At 63.6% G+C, this 15,377-nt stretch carries 14 protein-coding genes; 9 read left to right on the forward strand and 5 right to left on the reverse strand.

From position 1 onward, the window contains the following. The first annotated feature begins 135 nt into the window (after nucleotides 1–135). Together VT84_RS08540 and VT84_RS08545 are read left to right on the forward strand one after the other, a co-directional pair. A complete protein-coding gene (locus tag VT84_RS08540; protein ID WP_082839214.1) occupies nucleotides 136–594 on the forward strand; it encodes a hypothetical protein in 459 nt (152 codons plus the stop codon). Between the two features lie 158 nt (nucleotides 595–752). Beyond that, entirely contained in the window at nucleotides 753–2,015 is a 1,263-nt protein-coding gene (locus VT84_RS08545) for a DUF1501 domain-containing protein (protein WP_239465749.1), read from the forward strand. A gap of 146 nt (nucleotides 2,016–2,161) precedes the next feature. Here the strand turns inward: VT84_RS08545 and VT84_RS40660 are convergent, their stop codons facing one another. Beyond that, on the reverse strand, nucleotides 2,162–2,515 hold the full coding sequence (locus VT84_RS40660; RefSeq protein WP_082839215.1) for a transposase family protein: 354 nt from the start codon (nucleotides 2,513–2,515) through the stop codon (nucleotides 2,162–2,164). Between the two features lie 275 nt (nucleotides 2,516–2,790). Continuing rightward, nucleotides 2,791–3,045 carry a hypothetical protein gene (locus VT84_RS08555; RefSeq protein WP_052559628.1) on the reverse strand — a complete coding sequence of 85 codons (255 nt, stop codon included), beginning with the start codon at nucleotides 3,043–3,045 and terminating at the stop codon, nucleotides 2,791–2,793. Between the two features lie 147 nt (nucleotides 3,046–3,192). Between VT84_RS08555 and VT84_RS08560 the strand changes: the two genes are divergently transcribed. Both VT84_RS08560 and VT84_RS08565 read left to right on the forward strand, forming a co-directional pair. After that, nucleotides 3,193–4,053: a sugar phosphate isomerase/epimerase family protein gene (locus VT84_RS08560; protein ID WP_052559629.1), complete on the forward strand. Its 861-nt coding sequence runs from the start codon at nucleotides 3,193–3,195 to the stop codon at nucleotides 4,051–4,053. A 161-nt stretch (nucleotides 4,054–4,214) separates the two neighbouring features. Further along, nucleotides 4,215–5,318 (forward strand): DUF1573 domain-containing protein, encoded by a 1,104-nt coding sequence (locus VT84_RS08565; RefSeq protein WP_082839216.1) that lies wholly within the window; start codon nucleotides 4,215–4,217, stop codon nucleotides 5,316–5,318. Nucleotides 5,319–5,623: 305 nt separating this feature from the next. Here the strand turns inward: VT84_RS08565 and VT84_RS08570 are convergent, their stop codons facing one another. After that, the gene (locus VT84_RS08570) at nucleotides 5,624–6,673 is read right to left on the reverse strand and encodes an AAA family ATPase (protein WP_082839217.1); all 1,050 of its coding nucleotides are present in this window, start codon (nucleotides 6,671–6,673) and stop codon (nucleotides 5,624–5,626) included. 172 nt (nucleotides 6,674–6,845) lie between these two features. Continuing rightward, a complete protein-coding gene (locus VT84_RS08575) occupies nucleotides 6,846–10,646 on the reverse strand; it encodes a PQQ-binding-like beta-propeller repeat protein (protein ID WP_082839218.1) in 3,801 nt (1,266 codons plus the stop codon). 185 nt (nucleotides 10,647–10,831) lie between these two features. Between VT84_RS08575 and VT84_RS08580 the strand changes: the two genes are divergently transcribed. The 3 genes from VT84_RS08580 to VT84_RS08590 all read left to right on the forward strand — a co-directional run bounded on the left by VT84_RS08580 (nucleotide 10,832) and on the right by VT84_RS08590 (nucleotide 13,424). Further along, nucleotides 10,832–12,277: a c-type cytochrome gene (locus tag VT84_RS08580; RefSeq protein ID WP_082839219.1), complete on the forward strand. Its 1,446-nt coding sequence runs from the start codon at nucleotides 10,832–10,834 to the stop codon at nucleotides 12,275–12,277. Between the two features lie 599 nt (nucleotides 12,278–12,876). Next, nucleotides 12,877–13,098, forward strand: coding sequence for a YqaE/Pmp3 family membrane protein (locus tag VT84_RS08585; protein ID WP_082839220.1), 222 nt, complete (start codon nucleotides 12,877–12,879; stop codon nucleotides 13,096–13,098). A 65-nt stretch (nucleotides 13,099–13,163) separates the two neighbouring features. Further along, complete coding sequence (locus VT84_RS08590) at nucleotides 13,164–13,424, forward strand: DUF2171 domain-containing protein (RefSeq protein WP_082839221.1); 261 nt, start codon at nucleotides 13,164–13,166, stop codon at nucleotides 13,422–13,424. 66 nt (nucleotides 13,425–13,490) lie between these two features. On the opposite strand, the gene VT84_RS08595 is transcribed toward VT84_RS08590, so the two are convergent. Beyond that, entirely contained in the window at nucleotides 13,491–13,679 is a 189-nt protein-coding gene (locus tag VT84_RS08595) for a DUF6496 domain-containing protein (RefSeq protein ID WP_082839222.1), read from the reverse strand. Nucleotides 13,680–14,134: 455 nt separating this feature from the next. Here VT84_RS08595 and VT84_RS08600 point away from each other — a divergent pair, with 455 nt between their 5' ends. Both VT84_RS08600 and VT84_RS08605 read left to right on the forward strand, forming a co-directional pair. Continuing rightward, entirely contained in the window at nucleotides 14,135–14,464 is a 330-nt protein-coding gene (locus VT84_RS08600; RefSeq protein ID WP_157469326.1) for a hypothetical protein, read from the forward strand. Between the two features lie 107 nt (nucleotides 14,465–14,571). After that, nucleotides 14,572–15,324, forward strand: coding sequence for a cytochrome c3 family protein (locus VT84_RS08605; RefSeq protein WP_082839223.1), 753 nt, complete (start codon nucleotides 14,572–14,574; stop codon nucleotides 15,322–15,324). The last annotated feature ends 53 nt before the right edge of the window (nucleotides 15,325–15,377 follow it).

Raw genomic sequence — 15,377 nt, forward strand, 5'->3', positions numbered from 1 at the left:
AGCAACCAGTTGGTAACTTTAACGGACGCAAAGCCGGTGTAAGCATTCAGGAATGTCGCGGTAAGTATTGGTGCTTGCAAATTAGAATGCGCGTCACCTATAATGTTAAACGATTTGGTGGTAGCGAGAGCTGGAATGCGACTACACCAACAGACCGAGTGGGAAGCCCTGGGGCTTATGTGCGAATTGAGCAAGGAAGCCAAAGCCCGTATCGGCACCGGTACCGTTAAAATGGCCGGGGACGATGCCAATTACAAATCGATGAAAGATGAAGAATTCTTCAACTTCTTTGCGGGAATCCTCAATCACGCACAAAAACGAATTCTGAGAATCCAAGAGGACCGGGGGATTAAAGGCAGAGCCCGGAGGAAAGCGAACCCGATCAGTCTCCGAGACGGTGTGGTCCAGCTACTAAAAAAGCACGGCCGACTGAACGTTAAGCAAATCGCGGACCTCATGATTTCGGAACTGAATTTTGACACAGAATCAACGGGCGAGCGGTGGAAGCGGTCGGTTTACCAAGGGGGCATCGTTCCGTTACTCAAAAGCTTCAAAATCAAGAAAGATTCAGACCGCCACTATTTCGTGGACTAGCACACTCTGAGTGCGCCCCACCACTAGCACAAATTGTGCCCGTCAGCGTTCGCACCCAGCTCCAGCTCTCTGAAACTCTCCCCACGATCTCCGGGTACATCTCTTCACCGTACTACATTTGCCAGTGTGCCGGCCCGATCTTATTCGGCGGAGCTACTGTGAACCCGCTTCTTCCGAATTTCAACCGTCGTCATTTCCTCGCGGCCGCGGGCGCCTCTTCCCTTGCTTGGCTCACGCCGCTGGGTACGGCACTAGCTCGCGCAGCGGAGAAGGATCGGGCACCCGCGAAGTCGGTCGTTGTACTGTGGATGGGCGGCGGACCGAGTCAACTGGAAACGTTCGACCCGAAGCCGGGAACCGACATCGCCGCTGGCACCAAAGCCATCAACACATCGGTCAAGGGGGTGCAACTCGCGGCCGGTCTCGAACAACTCGCGGAGCAGATGCAGCACGTCGCACTGGTACGGTCGCTTTGGAGCAAAGAGGGCGACCACGAACGGGGCACCTACGCGCTGAAAACCGGCTACCGCCCCGACGCGACCGTGGCGCACCCGTCACTCGGAGCGATCGTATGTCACGACCTGCCGAATAAGAACGTCGACATTCCCCGGCACGTGTCCATCATGCCGAACGAGTGGCCCGCACGCGGCGGGGTGCTCGGCGCCCAGTTTGATGCGTTTAAAGTACACGACCCAAAGGACGGCGTGCCGGACGTAACCCCGCACGTTTCACCCGAGCGTTTCGAGCAACGCCTCGAAGACCTCAAAGTGGTAGAAGAAGCGTTCGCGAGGGGACGTGGGAAACGTGTCGAGGCGACCGGGCACAAAGACACAATGGACCGCGCCCGCAAAATGATGAGTTCCGACCAACTCAAAGCGTTCGACGTGTCCCGTGAACCCGGCGCGGTTCGCAAGGAGTACGGCGACACACCGTTCGGGCGCGGGTGCCTGGCCGCACGGCGGTTGATCGAACTCGGGGTGCGGTGCGTCGAAGTTACGCTCGCCGGGTGGGACAGCCACGCGAACAATCACGACATCACCACTCGATTAAAGGGCGAACTCGATCCGGCCTTTGCCGCACTAATCCGCGACCTCGCGAACCGCGGCACACTGAAGGACACAGTCGTGTTGTGCGTTGGCGAGTTCGGGCGCACCCCGCAGCTCAACGCACTCGGAGGGCGCGACCACTGGCCGCACAACTTCACCGCGGCGCTGGCGGGCGGGGGCATTAAGGGCGGTACCGTCGTGGGCGAAAGTGACCCCGCCGGTGGAAAAGAGCCAAAGGACAAGCACCCCGCGGCAAACTTGCACGCGACCGTCCTCAAGGCGCTCGGCATCGATTGGGAAAAAACATTCCGCAGCCCGATCGGGCGCACGTTTGCTCGCAGCGAGGGTACGCCCATCGACGCAATCCTGAGCTGACGCGCGCACCAATCGCCACTGCCCGCGCGCCAGATGAACCGATCTTAGCTCGACTGGTGCCGAACCTCAGTGCTCAAGCCGCTGGGCCGGCTCTCGAAGAATTCCTGCACGGGTGCGGTACGTCTTCGCGAGCCGGGAGCCCCGACCTATGGCAAAACGGCCTCGCCCCAGAGCCACCGGCGGCCCACGCACAGGACGTTGGAGAATGTCACGGCCAATGTCCGGGCCGGCGTGAGGGCCGTGGCGGTGGTGAAGACGCGCTCGTCGCGGTGCGTCCCAGTTGTGTCGCGCACGAACGCCCAGTTGGGCAACTCCAGGAACCGCCCGAAGAACGCTTTCTTCGCTTCGCCGTAAGCCGCGATCTGCTCCCACCCGTCGGCCCCGGCAATGGTCGCGCAGGTGGCGATGGTCAGGATGTCGGTCAACAGGTGGAGTTTGTTCTCGGTGTCGCGGGGCGGGTCCGGTACGTCGGCGAACACTGTGGCGAGCGGCAAGGGCATCGGGGAGCCTCCTGGTGCCCTCGATGTAGTTGTAAACCCTCACGCCGTCATGGGTTCATAGTGCGCGCACCCTGCCTCAACCGCTCAGCCCAAGGGAATCACGGAAACTACAGGCCCCGGTTTAGTAGGAGGAATCCACTTTGCCCGGTTTCTTTTGTCGGTAGTGATCGTGATCGTCAAACACGTAGATCGCACGTTGATTGTCACCCCATGTTTGTGAAACACTGAATGTGGTGCGGGCTGTGCGCCTCTTCTTCGTAGTAGAACGCAGAAAACTAGCGCTTCACGTCCGCCATCGTGCGCGGGCGGTGCGACATCGGGTATTCGTCGTAGGGGTGAAATAGCGTGTGAAAGGCGTCCATGTCTAACCCGGTGAAAAGTTGCTTGCCGTACTCGTTCGCCTTCGCGCGAGTGCCGTGCAACTTCCACACGTCTTTCGCCCAGTCGAGCATAGTGTCGTGCTCGAATCGTCGGACGTGCTTCTCACTTGGTGCTCCGTAGTGGCACCGGTACACGAAGTAGACGGCCACAGATTGCGGCTCCGGGATGACCGATTGTCGGTCCGCGTCTTATTGCGTCAAGCACGGCGGTTGGTGGCTCACGTTTTTCCGCTCGCCCGTTGCCGCGGCGCTCACCGTGCCGGACAATGCCGCAAACCTTTCCCGTTGGAGATCCGCATGAAACTCGGGATGAACCTGCTCCTCTGGACCGGTCAGGTGACCGCCGAGCACTTCCCGCTGCTCGCCAAACTCAAGGCCGCGGGGTTCGACGGCGTCGAGCTGCCGGTGTTCGGGGGCGCGCCGAGCGATTACAAACCCGTTCGCGCCGAACTCGACCGGCTCGGGCTGAAGTGTACCACCGTCACCATTCTGACGAAGGAAACGAACGCCGCCAGCCCGGACGCGGCCACGCGCCAGAAGGCGGTGGAGTGGCTCAAAACGGTGGTCGAGATCAACCACGTGCTCGGCGCGGAAACCGTGTGCGGGCCGTACCACTCGGCCATCGGCGAGTTCACCGGGACCGGGCCGACCGCGGACGAGAAGAAGCACTCCGCCGACGTGCTCCGGCAGGTCGCCGAGGTCGCGAAGCAGGCGAACCTGATGATGGCCGTCGAGTACCTCAACCGGTTCGAGTGCTACCTCATCAACACCGCGGCGCAGGCCGTCGAACTGGTGAAGATGGTGGACCACCCGAACCTCCGCACGATGTACGACAGCTTCCATGCGCACATCGAGGAGAAGGATCCGGCCGCGGCGATCCGCACGATCGCTCCGGTACTGGCACACGTTCACATCAGTGAGAACGACCGCGGCATCCCGGGTACGGGTCAGGTGAACTGGGACGACACGTTCGGCGCGCTGGCCGACATTAAGTACGACGGCTGGATGACGATCGAGTCGTTCGGGCGCGCGCTCCCGGACATCGCCGCCGCAACGAAGGTGTGGCGCGACCTGTTCCCGACCGCGGAGGACGTTTACACGAAGGGCATCAAGTTCATCAAGGAACAGTTGAGCGGTTCGAGCACGTGTTGCGGATAGATCCGCGTGTAGCGACCGTAGCGAACTCACCAGATGTCCAACACCGGAGCCCGCGCGAGTGGTCGCGCGGGCTCCGTTCGTTGTTACCCCGGACCCCTTGCCCGCCGATGTAGGACTGCACTGATCGCCCAACGGGGATCGGTCGGTCGGGAGGTTCGCGAATGAAACGAGTTTTACGCTCGATAGCGGTTTCGGCGATTGGGTTGGGTTTGACGACGGTGTCACTCGCCGGGCCAACAACCAAGCCCGCGCCGCCCGCACCGGCGGCGGCCGCGGCACAACCGAGCACGCAGGCGCCGTGGGCCAACAAGTTCTTCCTGCCCGATATCGCGAACAACCGCGAGCAGGCCGCGCCCGCGCTCATCACGCACAACTTCGGCGAAGTGCCGCACGGCACGCTCTGCGTGCACAAGTTCACGGTCACCAACATCTATGACGTTCCGATGCAGATCACGGACGTGCGTCTGACGTGTTCGTGCCTCGACTACGTTCCCATGACGAAGGAACTGGCGCCGAACGAAACGGGCGAGTTCACGGTGACGATGAACACCGCCAAGTTCGTCGGCCAGAACTCTCAGACTTTTTACGTCACGTTCGGTCCCAAGTTCGTGTCCACGGCCGCGATTCGCGTATCCGCGACGAGCCGCACGGACGTGAGCCTGACCCCTGGGGCCATCGGGTTCGGCACCGTCCCGCAGGGCACGCGGTTGAACCAGTCCGTCCAGATAAAGTATTCCGGCCGCACTCGCGACTGGAAGGTGACCGAGGTGGTGCAGGGGAACTGGCCGTTCGAGGTGAAACTGTCCGAGGTGGGACGCGGCGGGCCGCTCCGCGGGGGCGCGGAATATCAGGTGGACGTGACGCTCAGCGGGCGCGCGGCACCCGGCCCGATCTCTGAACAGATCACGCTGAAGACGAACGACCCGACGAACCCGCTCATTCAAATCGGGGTGACCGGCACCGTGGTGGCGCCGCTGGAACTCGCGCCAGGTAAAGCACGGCTCGAAGCGAAGGTGGGCGAGTCCGCGTCGCAGCGGATTCTGGTGCGGGCCGCGAAGCCGTTCAAGATCGTGGGCGTGGACGGCGCCGGCGACGGGATCACGGTCGAACTCCCCGCCGCGCCCGCCGCGCTCCCGGTTCAGGTGGTCGTGGTGAAGTTCGCGCCAAAGACAGCGGGAACTGTTGCTCGTCAACTGCGTATTCGCACCGATCAACCGGGCGAAGGCGGTGCGCTGCTCCCCGTCGAGGCCGAAGGAACGAAGTGAGGTTGTTCGGGCGAACGGCCGGCGTAAACCCTTCCCGTTGAACACATTGGCTCATGAGGCGGTAGAGGTGGAGGTTTAGTGCAGGACGCTGTCGGGCAACGAATTGCGACCAGCCTCCACCTCTACCGCCTCATGAGCCTCAGTAAGCATTACCTCGATCAATACGTGGCCGTTTTCCCGTGGAGCTACAACGCTCAAGCGTGCGGTACCCGACGCACTCCGCATTATGCTACGCACCACCCCTGATGCCTCATGAGCCTCCTTAGATTGCGCGTTTGTGAGGATTTGGCGAATCCTTGTTTGTGTTACTCGGTGGCTCGCGCCGGGACGAGCGCGAGGAGCTTTCGCACGATCTCGTCGGGTGTGACCCGGTCGGCGTCGGCGTTGTAGTTGGTGACGACGCGGTGGCGCATCACGGGCATCGCGACGGCCTTCACGTCCTCGGTCGCGACATAGGTGCGCCCGCGGAGCAGGGCACGGGCCTTCGCCGCGAGGATCAGGTTCTGCCCGGCCCGCGGACCCGCACCCCACGTCACGTACTTCTTCACGAAGTCCGGCACGTTCGGGTCCGGCGCCTCACCGTCCTGGGTGCCCGGGCGCGTGAGGCGGGCGATCCTCATCGCGTAGCGGATCACGAACCCGGCCGCAGGCACTTTGCGCACGAGCCGCTGCATCGCTATGAGTTCTTCGCCACCCACCACACGCTGAGGTTGTGAACGGACCGCTGACGTGGTGGCTTCGATGATCCGGAACTCTTCTTCCTCGTTCGGGTAACCCACGTTGACCGTGAACATGAAACGGTCCTGCTGTGCTTCGGGCAGCGGGTACGTCCCTTCCTGTTCGATTGGGTTCTGGGTCGCGAGTACGAAGAACGGGTCGGGAAGTTGGTGCCGGACGCCGGCGACCGTGACTTGCTTCTCCTGCATCGCCTCCAGCAGCGCCGACTGCGTTTTGGGCGGCGTGCGGTTCACCTCGTCCGCGAGCACCACGTTGGCGAACAGCGGACCGGGGAGGAACTTGAACACCGGGCGGTGCGTTTCCGGGTCGTCCTCGATCATCCGTGTACCAGTGATGTCGGTCGGGATGAGGTCGGGGGTGAACTGCACGCGGTTGAACGTGAGGTTCATGCTGTCCGCGAGCGTGCGGATCATTAGCGTCTTCGCCAGCCCGGGCACGCCCACGAGCAGCGCGTGGCCCTGCGCCAGGAGCGCGATGAGCAGCAGTTCCATCACGTCCTGCTGACCCACGATAACCTTGCCGCACTCTTCGAGGATGCGCTCGCTGGCGGCTCGCAGTTGGTCCACTGCGTGCGCGTCGTCACCGCTCAGACCGACGGGTTCCGCTCTCACCGGCACGGGCTTACCTCACACATTAAGAGGAAGGCTGGCTGGCCACAAAAAACAGAGGTCAGAGAACAGAAAACAGAAGGCACGTGCGTCGTTTATTTGGTTTATGTTTCTGCATTTGATTTTCTGTTCTCTGTTCTCTGTTCTCTGGCCTCTGTTTTTTGTGGCCAATCTTACTCGATTACTTCAGCCACACGACGCGATCGCCGGTGGCGAAAACCGCGGTGTCCGCGTCGAACCACGCGCGCACGGCCGGACCTCGTGCCGGGATCTCGTAGCGGCCGATCCGCTTGCCCGTTTTGGGGTCGAGCAGCAGCACCGGGAGCGTGCGATCGACCCACGCATCATACAGTGTGCTCGCGAGTCCGGGGAGGCGCCATACGAGCGGTTCCGCCCGGAACGAGCGCGTGACGCGCGCGAGGACGGTGTCCATCGACTCGCGCGGGATCGCCCGCGTCGGGTACGCGATCACGCACGATTTCCCGGCGCGAACGGTCCACGTGGTATCGGGCAGACCGGGCAGGTTCGCGGTCCATTCGGTCTTGCCTGTGTCGAGCGAGATACCGAGTAACGTGTTCTCGGCCGGGACGTAAACGTGGGCGGCGTCGGCGGCGCTGGCGAAGAGGTCGATGCGGAAGGCGTCGGCGAACGCCGGATCGTTCCACACGGGTTTGCCGGTGGTCGCATCTACGCACTCGATATCGACGCCGTAGTTCCGGCGCACCGCGATTAGCACGCTATTGCCCCACGAGCGCACTTGCGGCGGCTCGCCCGCGAGCCCGTCTTCGTGCTCCACTTCGTAGGCCCACCTCACGCGCCCGCCGAGACTCACAAGGCGAACAAGCCCGGGACCGTCCGCGAGCGCGAGTTGGTTCTCGCTCAACGTCGCGGGTGCGTGCGGCCAGTTCACCCGGGCGGTCCGTTCGCCGAGCACCGGTTGTGCGGCCGGGCGCCCCGTTTCGAGTTTGATGAACCACCGGCGCCCGTCGCTGAGTTGAGCGATGATGTATTTTTCGGTCACCGCGAAGTGCGGACCGAACCGCGGGGTCGATGCGAACGCGAGCGATTCGTACCCATTGCGCCCGGTTGCGCCGAGTACCCACACCACACGCCGTGCCTGAAGATCAAGTGCGACGAGGTGGTGCTCCCCGATGCGCGCGAACAACCACGATCCCGAAAGGACGAACGACGACAGGTCCGGTACCGGTGTGGGGCCTTCGGTCAGCACGCGAATGGGGAGCGGGCCGTTGGGGAGGCGCTCGGTTGCGGGCAAGCGGAACACCCAGATCGGGTCGCGGGCCGCTCCGTAGAGTGCGACGGCTCGCGGGCCGGCCGCCACGAACCCGTCACGTACATCGGAGGCATGCGTGAAAAGGTCGACCGCGACGTGCTCGCTTTCTGCGCCCCGGTCGAGCGGGATCGCGATGATTTTCTGAAGCCCGGCGGCGAAGATGTGCTTGGGTGGTCCGGGTTCACCGCTCATGGCCGGGAGCGGTGATACTTCGGTGGGGAGCTTCTGCGTGTGTGCGAATTCGGATTCCGGTGTGAGGTCCGGGGTACACGATTTCGTGGCCAGTACGAGCGCGGGCGGGAACGCACGCACGGGGGTGCGGCCGAGGCGCTTTTGGAGGAAGTCCCCGAGCGTCACCGGAAGTCCGTCGGGTGCAATGACCCACTCGTTCACAAGCTCCGGGCGGAGCGCGTCTTGAACCTCTCGCGCGAGCTGGTCGCGCGAGGTTACTTGCGGCGACCACTGGAGGAGGCGTGCCGCCGCCCACGCGCGCATCGGAGCGGGGAGCCCGCCGGTCGCAACTTGCGCTAACGCAGCAATTGCGGCGGGGCGGTCGCCGGCGGCGAACTGGCGCTCGGCGCGTTCGACGATCCAGTCGAACCGGTCGCGGGGCGTGCTGTCGGGGCGCGGGACGATTTTCGTTGATTCCGCGCGGTAGAACCACACCTGCGTTGGGGTGACTACGACGAGCACACCGTCCGCGTAAGCGAGGTTACCGAAGTACCGCGCGAGGAAGTGCGGGAGCGGTGCCTGCCAGGGGTTCGGGCGCCCGGGCGGGAGCAGCCCACCTTCGGGCTGCAAGAAGTACAGTCCGTGGTGCGACGGCCAGACAATAATGTCGTCCGTGACGAACCCCTGCCCGTAAGGGAGCGTTCCACTTCCACCTAGTACCCATCCGCCGTCTTCCCGACGGTGCGAACCGGTATCGAGCGCCAGCGCGCGAAGGCTCCGGAGCGGGCCGGACACGCTGACGATTAATCGGCCGCGTGCGACGCCGACGATTCGCGCTCCTTCGGTCGGTCCCGATTCCCACACGAGTTGACCGGTGCGCGCGTCAAGGGCGTAGACGCGCTCGCCGTCGGCCGGGGCGACGAACACGCGCCCGTCGAACGCGACGGCCGGGCTCGGGTCGCTGCTCGCGCTCGCCGACTTGCGCGCTCGGGGGTAGCGGTAGGCCCAGGAACGCTGACCTGTGTGCGAGTCGACGGCTACCACCGCGCCGCTGTTCGAGCAGAACACGAGGTGCCGGCCCGCGAGCGTGAGAAGTTCCTGGCGCGCGTTGCTCGTAACGGACGGGGCGCTGTCGCACAGTTCCGTGGCCCACGCGGGACGCTGGGGCTCGGCGTTACCATCGATCGGATCGTAACCGACTGCCACGTGGATCACGCGCCCGCCCTCGAATTTGGCGTACACCGCCCAGAGGCGCTTCCCGACCACGATCGGGGCACCCTCCCATGCGGCGGGCACTTTTGGGTCTTCTGGTGGTGCGAGTTTCCATGCGATCTTCAGATCGCGCCCCTCCGGGCGCAGGCAGCAGAGAAATGACTCGTTGGTCTTGTTCGCATTTAGTGGCGCGCGAACGATCGGGGGGCCGAAACGCGCGTAGAGTAGGCCATCGGCCGCGGTCAACGAACAGCACGAATCCGGGGGAGGATTGGTCTGATTGTTATTGGGCGGGCTGACATTCGGATCGAGTGCGACCTCACGGGTGCGCGTCCCGGTTCGGAGGTCGAAGCCGAACACCCGGGACGAGTCCGCGACGAACACCTCGCCGTTCGTGATAACCGGGTGGCCGAGCGGCGGGCGCGCGGGCGGATGGCCGCCTTTTGGTTCAATGGTGATCTGCTTCCACGGAACCGAGGACTCGAAGCGCGGGAGGCCGCCGGCGACGCGCCCGGTCCGCTCGGGACCACCGCCGTAAGTCGCCCACGAGCGCGATGGCGATTCGGAAGCGAGTTTGGGCGGCGCGCTGAGGAACGTTCGGAGCGTGTCCGCGAGTGGGCCGGTTTTACCGGCGAGCGTGCCTGTTGCAGTCGCGTGCTTGGCTTTGAATGCGTCGAACTCGATTTTCGCGCGCGGCGTGTCGCCCGCGAAAATGGCCGCCAGCACGACCCGCGCCCACACTAGGGCGTGGTCGGCTTTGGAATTCGGGTACGTCACGTCCGCGCCGCCGGCCGGCAAGAGCCGGCGCCACGAATCTTCGGCCGCTCGGAACTCGCCGCGCTCGAACAGTAGGTCGCCCAACAGGAGGAGCGCTTCGTCCGCGGGGCGCGAGACGAAGTAGCGGTCCTGGAGCTGATAGAGAGGGCGCGGGTCGCGCGCCTGCTTCGCTTGAGCGAGCAACTGCTTAGCGGGTTGGTCGATGCGGTCTTGGTACGCTTTCAGGGTGTCGCCCGGGAGTTTGGCGAGCAACTGGTGCGCGAACCACCGCGCCGGTCGTGCCTGGTTCGCGCCGACGAGGATCAGATCGCTGCCGGATTCATCGAGTACGCGCTGGAGTTCGTCGGCCGCGTCCGCGTGCTTACCGGCGAGGATCTTTTGCTCGATCTCAAGGAGTCGTTTGCGGGTTTGAGCGGACTCGCCCCGAAGGTTCGCCGGTTCCGGTGCGGTCTGTGCCGGTGGTTGGGCACGGGCGGCGGGGGCGGCTAGGAGCAGACAAAGTGTTGCTGCGGCGCGAACGGCCCGGTTCATAGAATGTGGTCCGTGGTCCCAGGGCTGTCCGTCGGGGACTGTGGGTCCATTGTTGACATTCCGACCGAAAGCACAAGCGCCACTCGGTGAAAAATGGCGCACGGATTCGGGTGTGCTTTCGGCGGGGTGGCGGGTTCGGGCCGGATCGAGCGCCCCAGCCTTACCTCACTGTGTACTGTTTTGCCATGAACCAACCTCGCTTCTTACTCGCTTGTGCCGCTCTCGCAGCCGCCGCTTGTGCCGGCTGCGGGTCTTACGCGGACCGGGACGCGCCTTCGCCGGCTGCCGCGCTTACCGTGCCGTCGGGCCGGTACCAGGCCCGGACCGACTTAATGGCGCTCGCGACGCCCAAAAAGGCCCAGCCGCGCTGGTACTCCCCCCAGTTCCCGCCGCTGCGCAGCGTCCGGCTGTTCCCGAACACGCCGGACCGGGATCTGGCTACGGACCTGCGTGCGGAGGGGCGCGAGGTGGTGCTCGACCCCACCGTCTACGAGCAGGACGTGTGGATGCCGGCCCAGGCGGACCGGCTGACGCGCCTCCTCGACGCCCATTTTGGTACCCCCGCTACCCCCGCGGTGCGGGTACCGACGTGGGACCAAATGGTCGCGGCGGGAGTCGTGCGATTCGACCAGTCCACGAGCTTGGGTGCGAACCTCAAGGAAATTCGCGGCAAACTCGGCAAGGCGAAAGTGAAGGACTGGACCGCCGACTGGACCGCGGCGACCGCGGCCAAAGCGGAACTCAAGCTCGACGACGCGACCCTGGCGCGTGGGTCGCTGGTGTACCGCCGGTGGTGCATGCAGTGCCACGGCCCGAGCGGGGCCGGGGACGCGGCCTACGCGATCGAGGCCGGCCCGATGCCGCGCGACTACCGCCAGGGCGTGTTCAAGTTCACCACCGCGTTCGCGCCCCCGAACGCGCCGAAGAAGTCCGGACTCGGGGCGAGCGGGAAGGCGCGGCGCGAGGACCTGAAGCGCACCGTGCGCAACGGCTTGGACGGGTCCATGATGCCCTCGTTCGCGGCGCTGACCGAGGCGGAAATCGAAGACGTGGTGAGCTACGTGATTCACCTGAGCATTCGCGGGGAGACAGAGTTCGCGACGCTCGTGAAGGCGATCAAGCCGGGCGGCGACGACCCGATCGCCGAGGGCGGGGAACTGGACTGGCTGTTCCTGCAACACCAACTCGCGGTGCTGATTAACTGGGGCATCGCGGCGAAGAGCCCGATCCCGGTGCCGACCGAGAAGTCGATGACGGAGACCGAGCGCATCCAGTCGGCGATCCGCGGGTTCAAGTTGTACAACTCCGCCGAGTTCGGGTGCGCGAGCTGCCACGCCAACTACGGCCGCGCGCAGCAACTGAAGTGGGATGCGTGGGACACCGTGGTGCAACCGCGGAACCTTACGCTCGGGGTGTACCGCGGCGGGCGCCGAGGGGAAGATTTGTACGCTCGCATCTACGGCGGTATCGCGCCGTCGGGGATGACCGCGTTCCACGACCGCATCGCGAACGCGACCCCGGGGCAGCCGGACAAAATTTGGGACATCGTTCACTTCCTGCAAGCGCTCGCGGATTCCAGCGACCGCCGCCGGATGCAGGAACTTGACCGCGAGGTGAAATTCGATCCGTAAGAAATGGGGTTTGTTGCCTTTCCAGTGACCACGGCAGTGGAACAACGCGCCGCCCAAAGCCCGTAACGCGGTGGCGCGAATAACTTCACCTCATCGACGCGGTTCGCTCGGATTTTTGTAGTCCGAGCGGACTTGTTCACGCCACGCCGCGAGCCGGCGCCAATCGTTCAGATTTCAGTCAAGTAAACCCTCGTTCCACCGAATAACTTCTCACGCCGTGTGTGTCGTCGGGGGTGATAGGTAGTTTTGCGCAGGCGGTATTGATTGATGAAGCTCAGTGCCCGGCTCGTGTCGGGTTTATGAAATGGGTCTGCAAGGCAGACGTTACATGAACGGGCGTTTCCGCGCGTTACAAACGGTGCGTGCGGGAATGCGTTGAATCAGGTACACGCATATCGGATCGGCCGTGCAACCGGTGTAACCGGCTTGTGCGGTATCACTTCGCCCACCGATGAGCGATTTGCTGCCGGTTTCGTTCGCGCACATAGGCCCGTTATCACCAGTCCTTCAGGACTCGTTAAGCGGGTACTAACGATTCGTCGTGTAATTTGGAAGCAGCCCATGCGTTACCGAACGGATTCGGGTATCGGAGTTCCCCCATGCTCGTCGTGCTCGTCGTCCTGTGCCCACCGCTCGCGGTGCTCCTGACCGCTCCGTCGCAAACCGCTAAAAATTTCGGCCTTACGCTCCTGCTGTACGTTCCCGGGGTGCTGCACGCGCGGTCCACAGTCGACCAGTACCGTGCCAACCGCCAGTACGCCTCGCTGATGCGCGCGCTCGACCGCCGCGTTGAACCGGTCCGCTCCCTTCGTGCCGCGTAGTGGCGCGCTGATTGCGAGTCGTCGCTGGGACCGGAACTCCCTCCGGTCGCCAGGAGGTACTCGCTATGAAGGGTACGAACAACAGTGACATCCGTGAGCACATGGACGTGTTCGGTTCCTGCGGGAACCAACTCGGTACCGTGGACCACGTCGAGGGCAACGAGATCAAACTCACCCGGAGTGGTGCGAAGGCGAACGGTCAGCACCATTGGATTCCGCTCGGGTGGGTGGAATCCGTGGACAACGCGGTGCGGCTCAACAAGGACTGTGGGCAAGCGGTGAAAGAGTGGCGCAGCGAATCGGTGACCACGGGTGGAGCGCGCTGATTTCGGTCGGAAACAAGAAAGTGAGCGGCGGTCGGGATTTACCGACCGCCGCTTTTGTTTTGTGACTTATCGCTCGGGTTTGGCCCGTGGAGCGACTTTCAGTCCTTTTTTTCGGGCTTCCGAAAGCCCGATTGCGATGGCTTGCTTCGGGTCCGTTACCCTTTTCCCGGAGCTACTTTTCAGCTTACCCCGCTTGAACTCGTGCATCACTTCGCCGACTTTTTCCTGGGCCTTCTCACTGTATTTGCGAGCCATGAGCACTCTCCAAACCGCGTTTTCGGGCGGGATTTGACACGTTCCGATATGCAGCACCTGACGTGCCGGAGCCGGTTCGGTAAAATTGTGACGCTCGCTGAAGTGACACTGCGTTGTCACTTCGTGATTTTTCCAGTTTTTTCTGTTGTCTTCTGTTTACAGCGGGGTAGCATCTCGACTTTGTGAAGAGAGCGGCAAAGTCGTGTGGACACTCCCGCGGCCGGGTCGTAATTCACCAGCACCATTCGGCGGACAGGTGGCAACTCCTCCTCTCCCCGCCGGCGAAAGGTTGGAAACTCGCGTTTCCGTACCACCTCGCGATTATCAGAACGGCTACGTAAAGAGCTTCACCCGTGTCACATGCGGGTGAAGTTCCCCGGTTTGTTGCGATCGAGTGTTCGGAGCCGCTCCCGGCTCCGGGTCTCGGGGCAAGTACCCCGGTCGGAGGCCTGATTGTGGAACATCCCCCCGCAGCCCCTGCGTCCGCTCCCGGCACCCGTTCGCCGAACGATTCATACGTTGCTCGCGGATTGGCCGGTGCCTCGGTCGGCATGGGCTTCTTCTCCGCGTGCGTGTTCTGGTGGACGCCGTTCACCTCGATCCTCGCAACCGTCGGCCTGACGCTCGGCCTCATTTCCGTCCTGCGGGGCGTGAAGGGCGGGCTGCGTGGTGAGAACTACGCGATGGTCGGCACCATTCTGTGCGCGACTAGTCTCACAATCACGGTAACGCTGAACCAGGGGCTGCGATACGCCCAGTGGGACTCGTTCCCGTGGCTGTGGTGAGCGGATCGCAGTCGTAGCGTGTCGTGGCTCGCCCCGGTTCTCGCGGGCGGTGCAGCAGTCGGTTCTCGGCGAGTTTGAGGTCGGACACGTAGGAAAGGTGGCTCGCGATGCCCCAGATCTTCCCCAAGGCGCTGAACCCGATCACCAAAATGCTCGTTCTCGCCGCGCCGCTCCTGGCAGGTGGGACGGGCGTGACTGGGGCCGCGTTTTACCGGTCGAGTTACGCGACCGGTGTGGGCGAGGTTCCGCCGCAGCCCGTCGCGTTCAGCCACTCGCACCACGTCGGGCAGCTCGGGATTCACTGCGTCTACTGCCACACGTCGGTCGAGTCCTCCGGGTTCGCGAGCATCCCGCCGACCAAGACGTGCATGAACTGTCACCAGCAGATTTGGTCGGGGACGGATCTCCTCGAGCCGGTGCGCAACAGCTACAAGGAAGACAAGCCCATCGAGTGGATTCGCGTCCACAACCTGCCGCACTACGCCTACTTCAATCACTCGATCCACGTCGCCAAGGGTGTCGGGTGCGAGTCGTGTCACGGGCGCCTCGATCAGTGGAACAACCTGACGAAGCAGAACAGCACGCTCCTGATGGAGTGGTGCATCGCGTGCCACCGGACCCCGGAAAAGAATCTGCGGCCGAAGTCCGAGGTCTTCAACCTGACTTACGACCCCAAGAAACAAGCGGAATGGGTGGCCGAGGACTTCCCCAAAATGGGGCGCCAGGCCGACGGTTCGCTCAACCCACTCATCGGTAAGCCCCGCCCCACCAATCAGAAAGAGTTGGGGTTGCTGCTGAAGGAAGAGTATCACGTTCGCGACGCGGTTACGCTTACCAACTGTTCGATGTGCCACCGCTAAGCGGTTGGTTTGGTGCAGTTAGCCGTTGGCTGTGTGCCAACTTCAGGTCCGCC

The organism is Gemmata sp. SH-PL17 (assembly GCF_001610855.1).
Taxonomy (GTDB): Bacteria; Planctomycetota; Planctomycetia; order Gemmatales; family Gemmataceae; genus Gemmata; species Gemmata massiliana.

Coding starts and splice junctions, on each gene's coding strand:
- VT84_RS40660 (WP_082839215.1), bottom strand. CDS start 2,515: ATGCCCTTGCCGCTCGCCACAGTGTTCGCCGACGTACCGGACCCGCCC.
- VT84_RS08590 (WP_082839221.1), top strand. CDS start 13,164: ATGAAGGGTACGAACAACAGTGACATCCGTGAGCACATGGACGTGTTC.
- VT84_RS08560 (WP_052559629.1), top strand. CDS start 3,193: ATGAAACTCGGGATGAACCTGCTCCTCTGGACCGGTCAGGTGACCGCC.
- VT84_RS08605 (WP_082839223.1), top strand. CDS start 14,572: ATGCCCCAGATCTTCCCCAAGGCGCTGAACCCGATCACCAAAATGCTC.
- VT84_RS08580 (WP_082839219.1), top strand. CDS start 10,832: ATGAACCAACCTCGCTTCTTACTCGCTTGTGCCGCTCTCGCAGCCGCC.
- VT84_RS08565 (WP_082839216.1), top strand. CDS start 4,215: ATGAAACGAGTTTTACGCTCGATAGCGGTTTCGGCGATTGGGTTGGGT.
- VT84_RS08575 (WP_082839218.1), bottom strand. CDS start 10,646: ATGAACCGGGCCGTTCGCGCCGCAGCAACACTTTGTCTGCTCCTAGCC.
- VT84_RS08540 (WP_082839214.1), top strand. CDS start 136: ATGCGACTACACCAACAGACCGAGTGGGAAGCCCTGGGGCTTATGTGC.
- VT84_RS08585 (WP_082839220.1), top strand. CDS start 12,877: ATGCTCGTCGTGCTCGTCGTCCTGTGCCCACCGCTCGCGGTGCTCCTG.
- VT84_RS08595 (WP_082839222.1), bottom strand. CDS start 13,679: ATGGCTCGCAAATACAGTGAGAAGGCCCAGGAAAAAGTCGGCGAAGTG.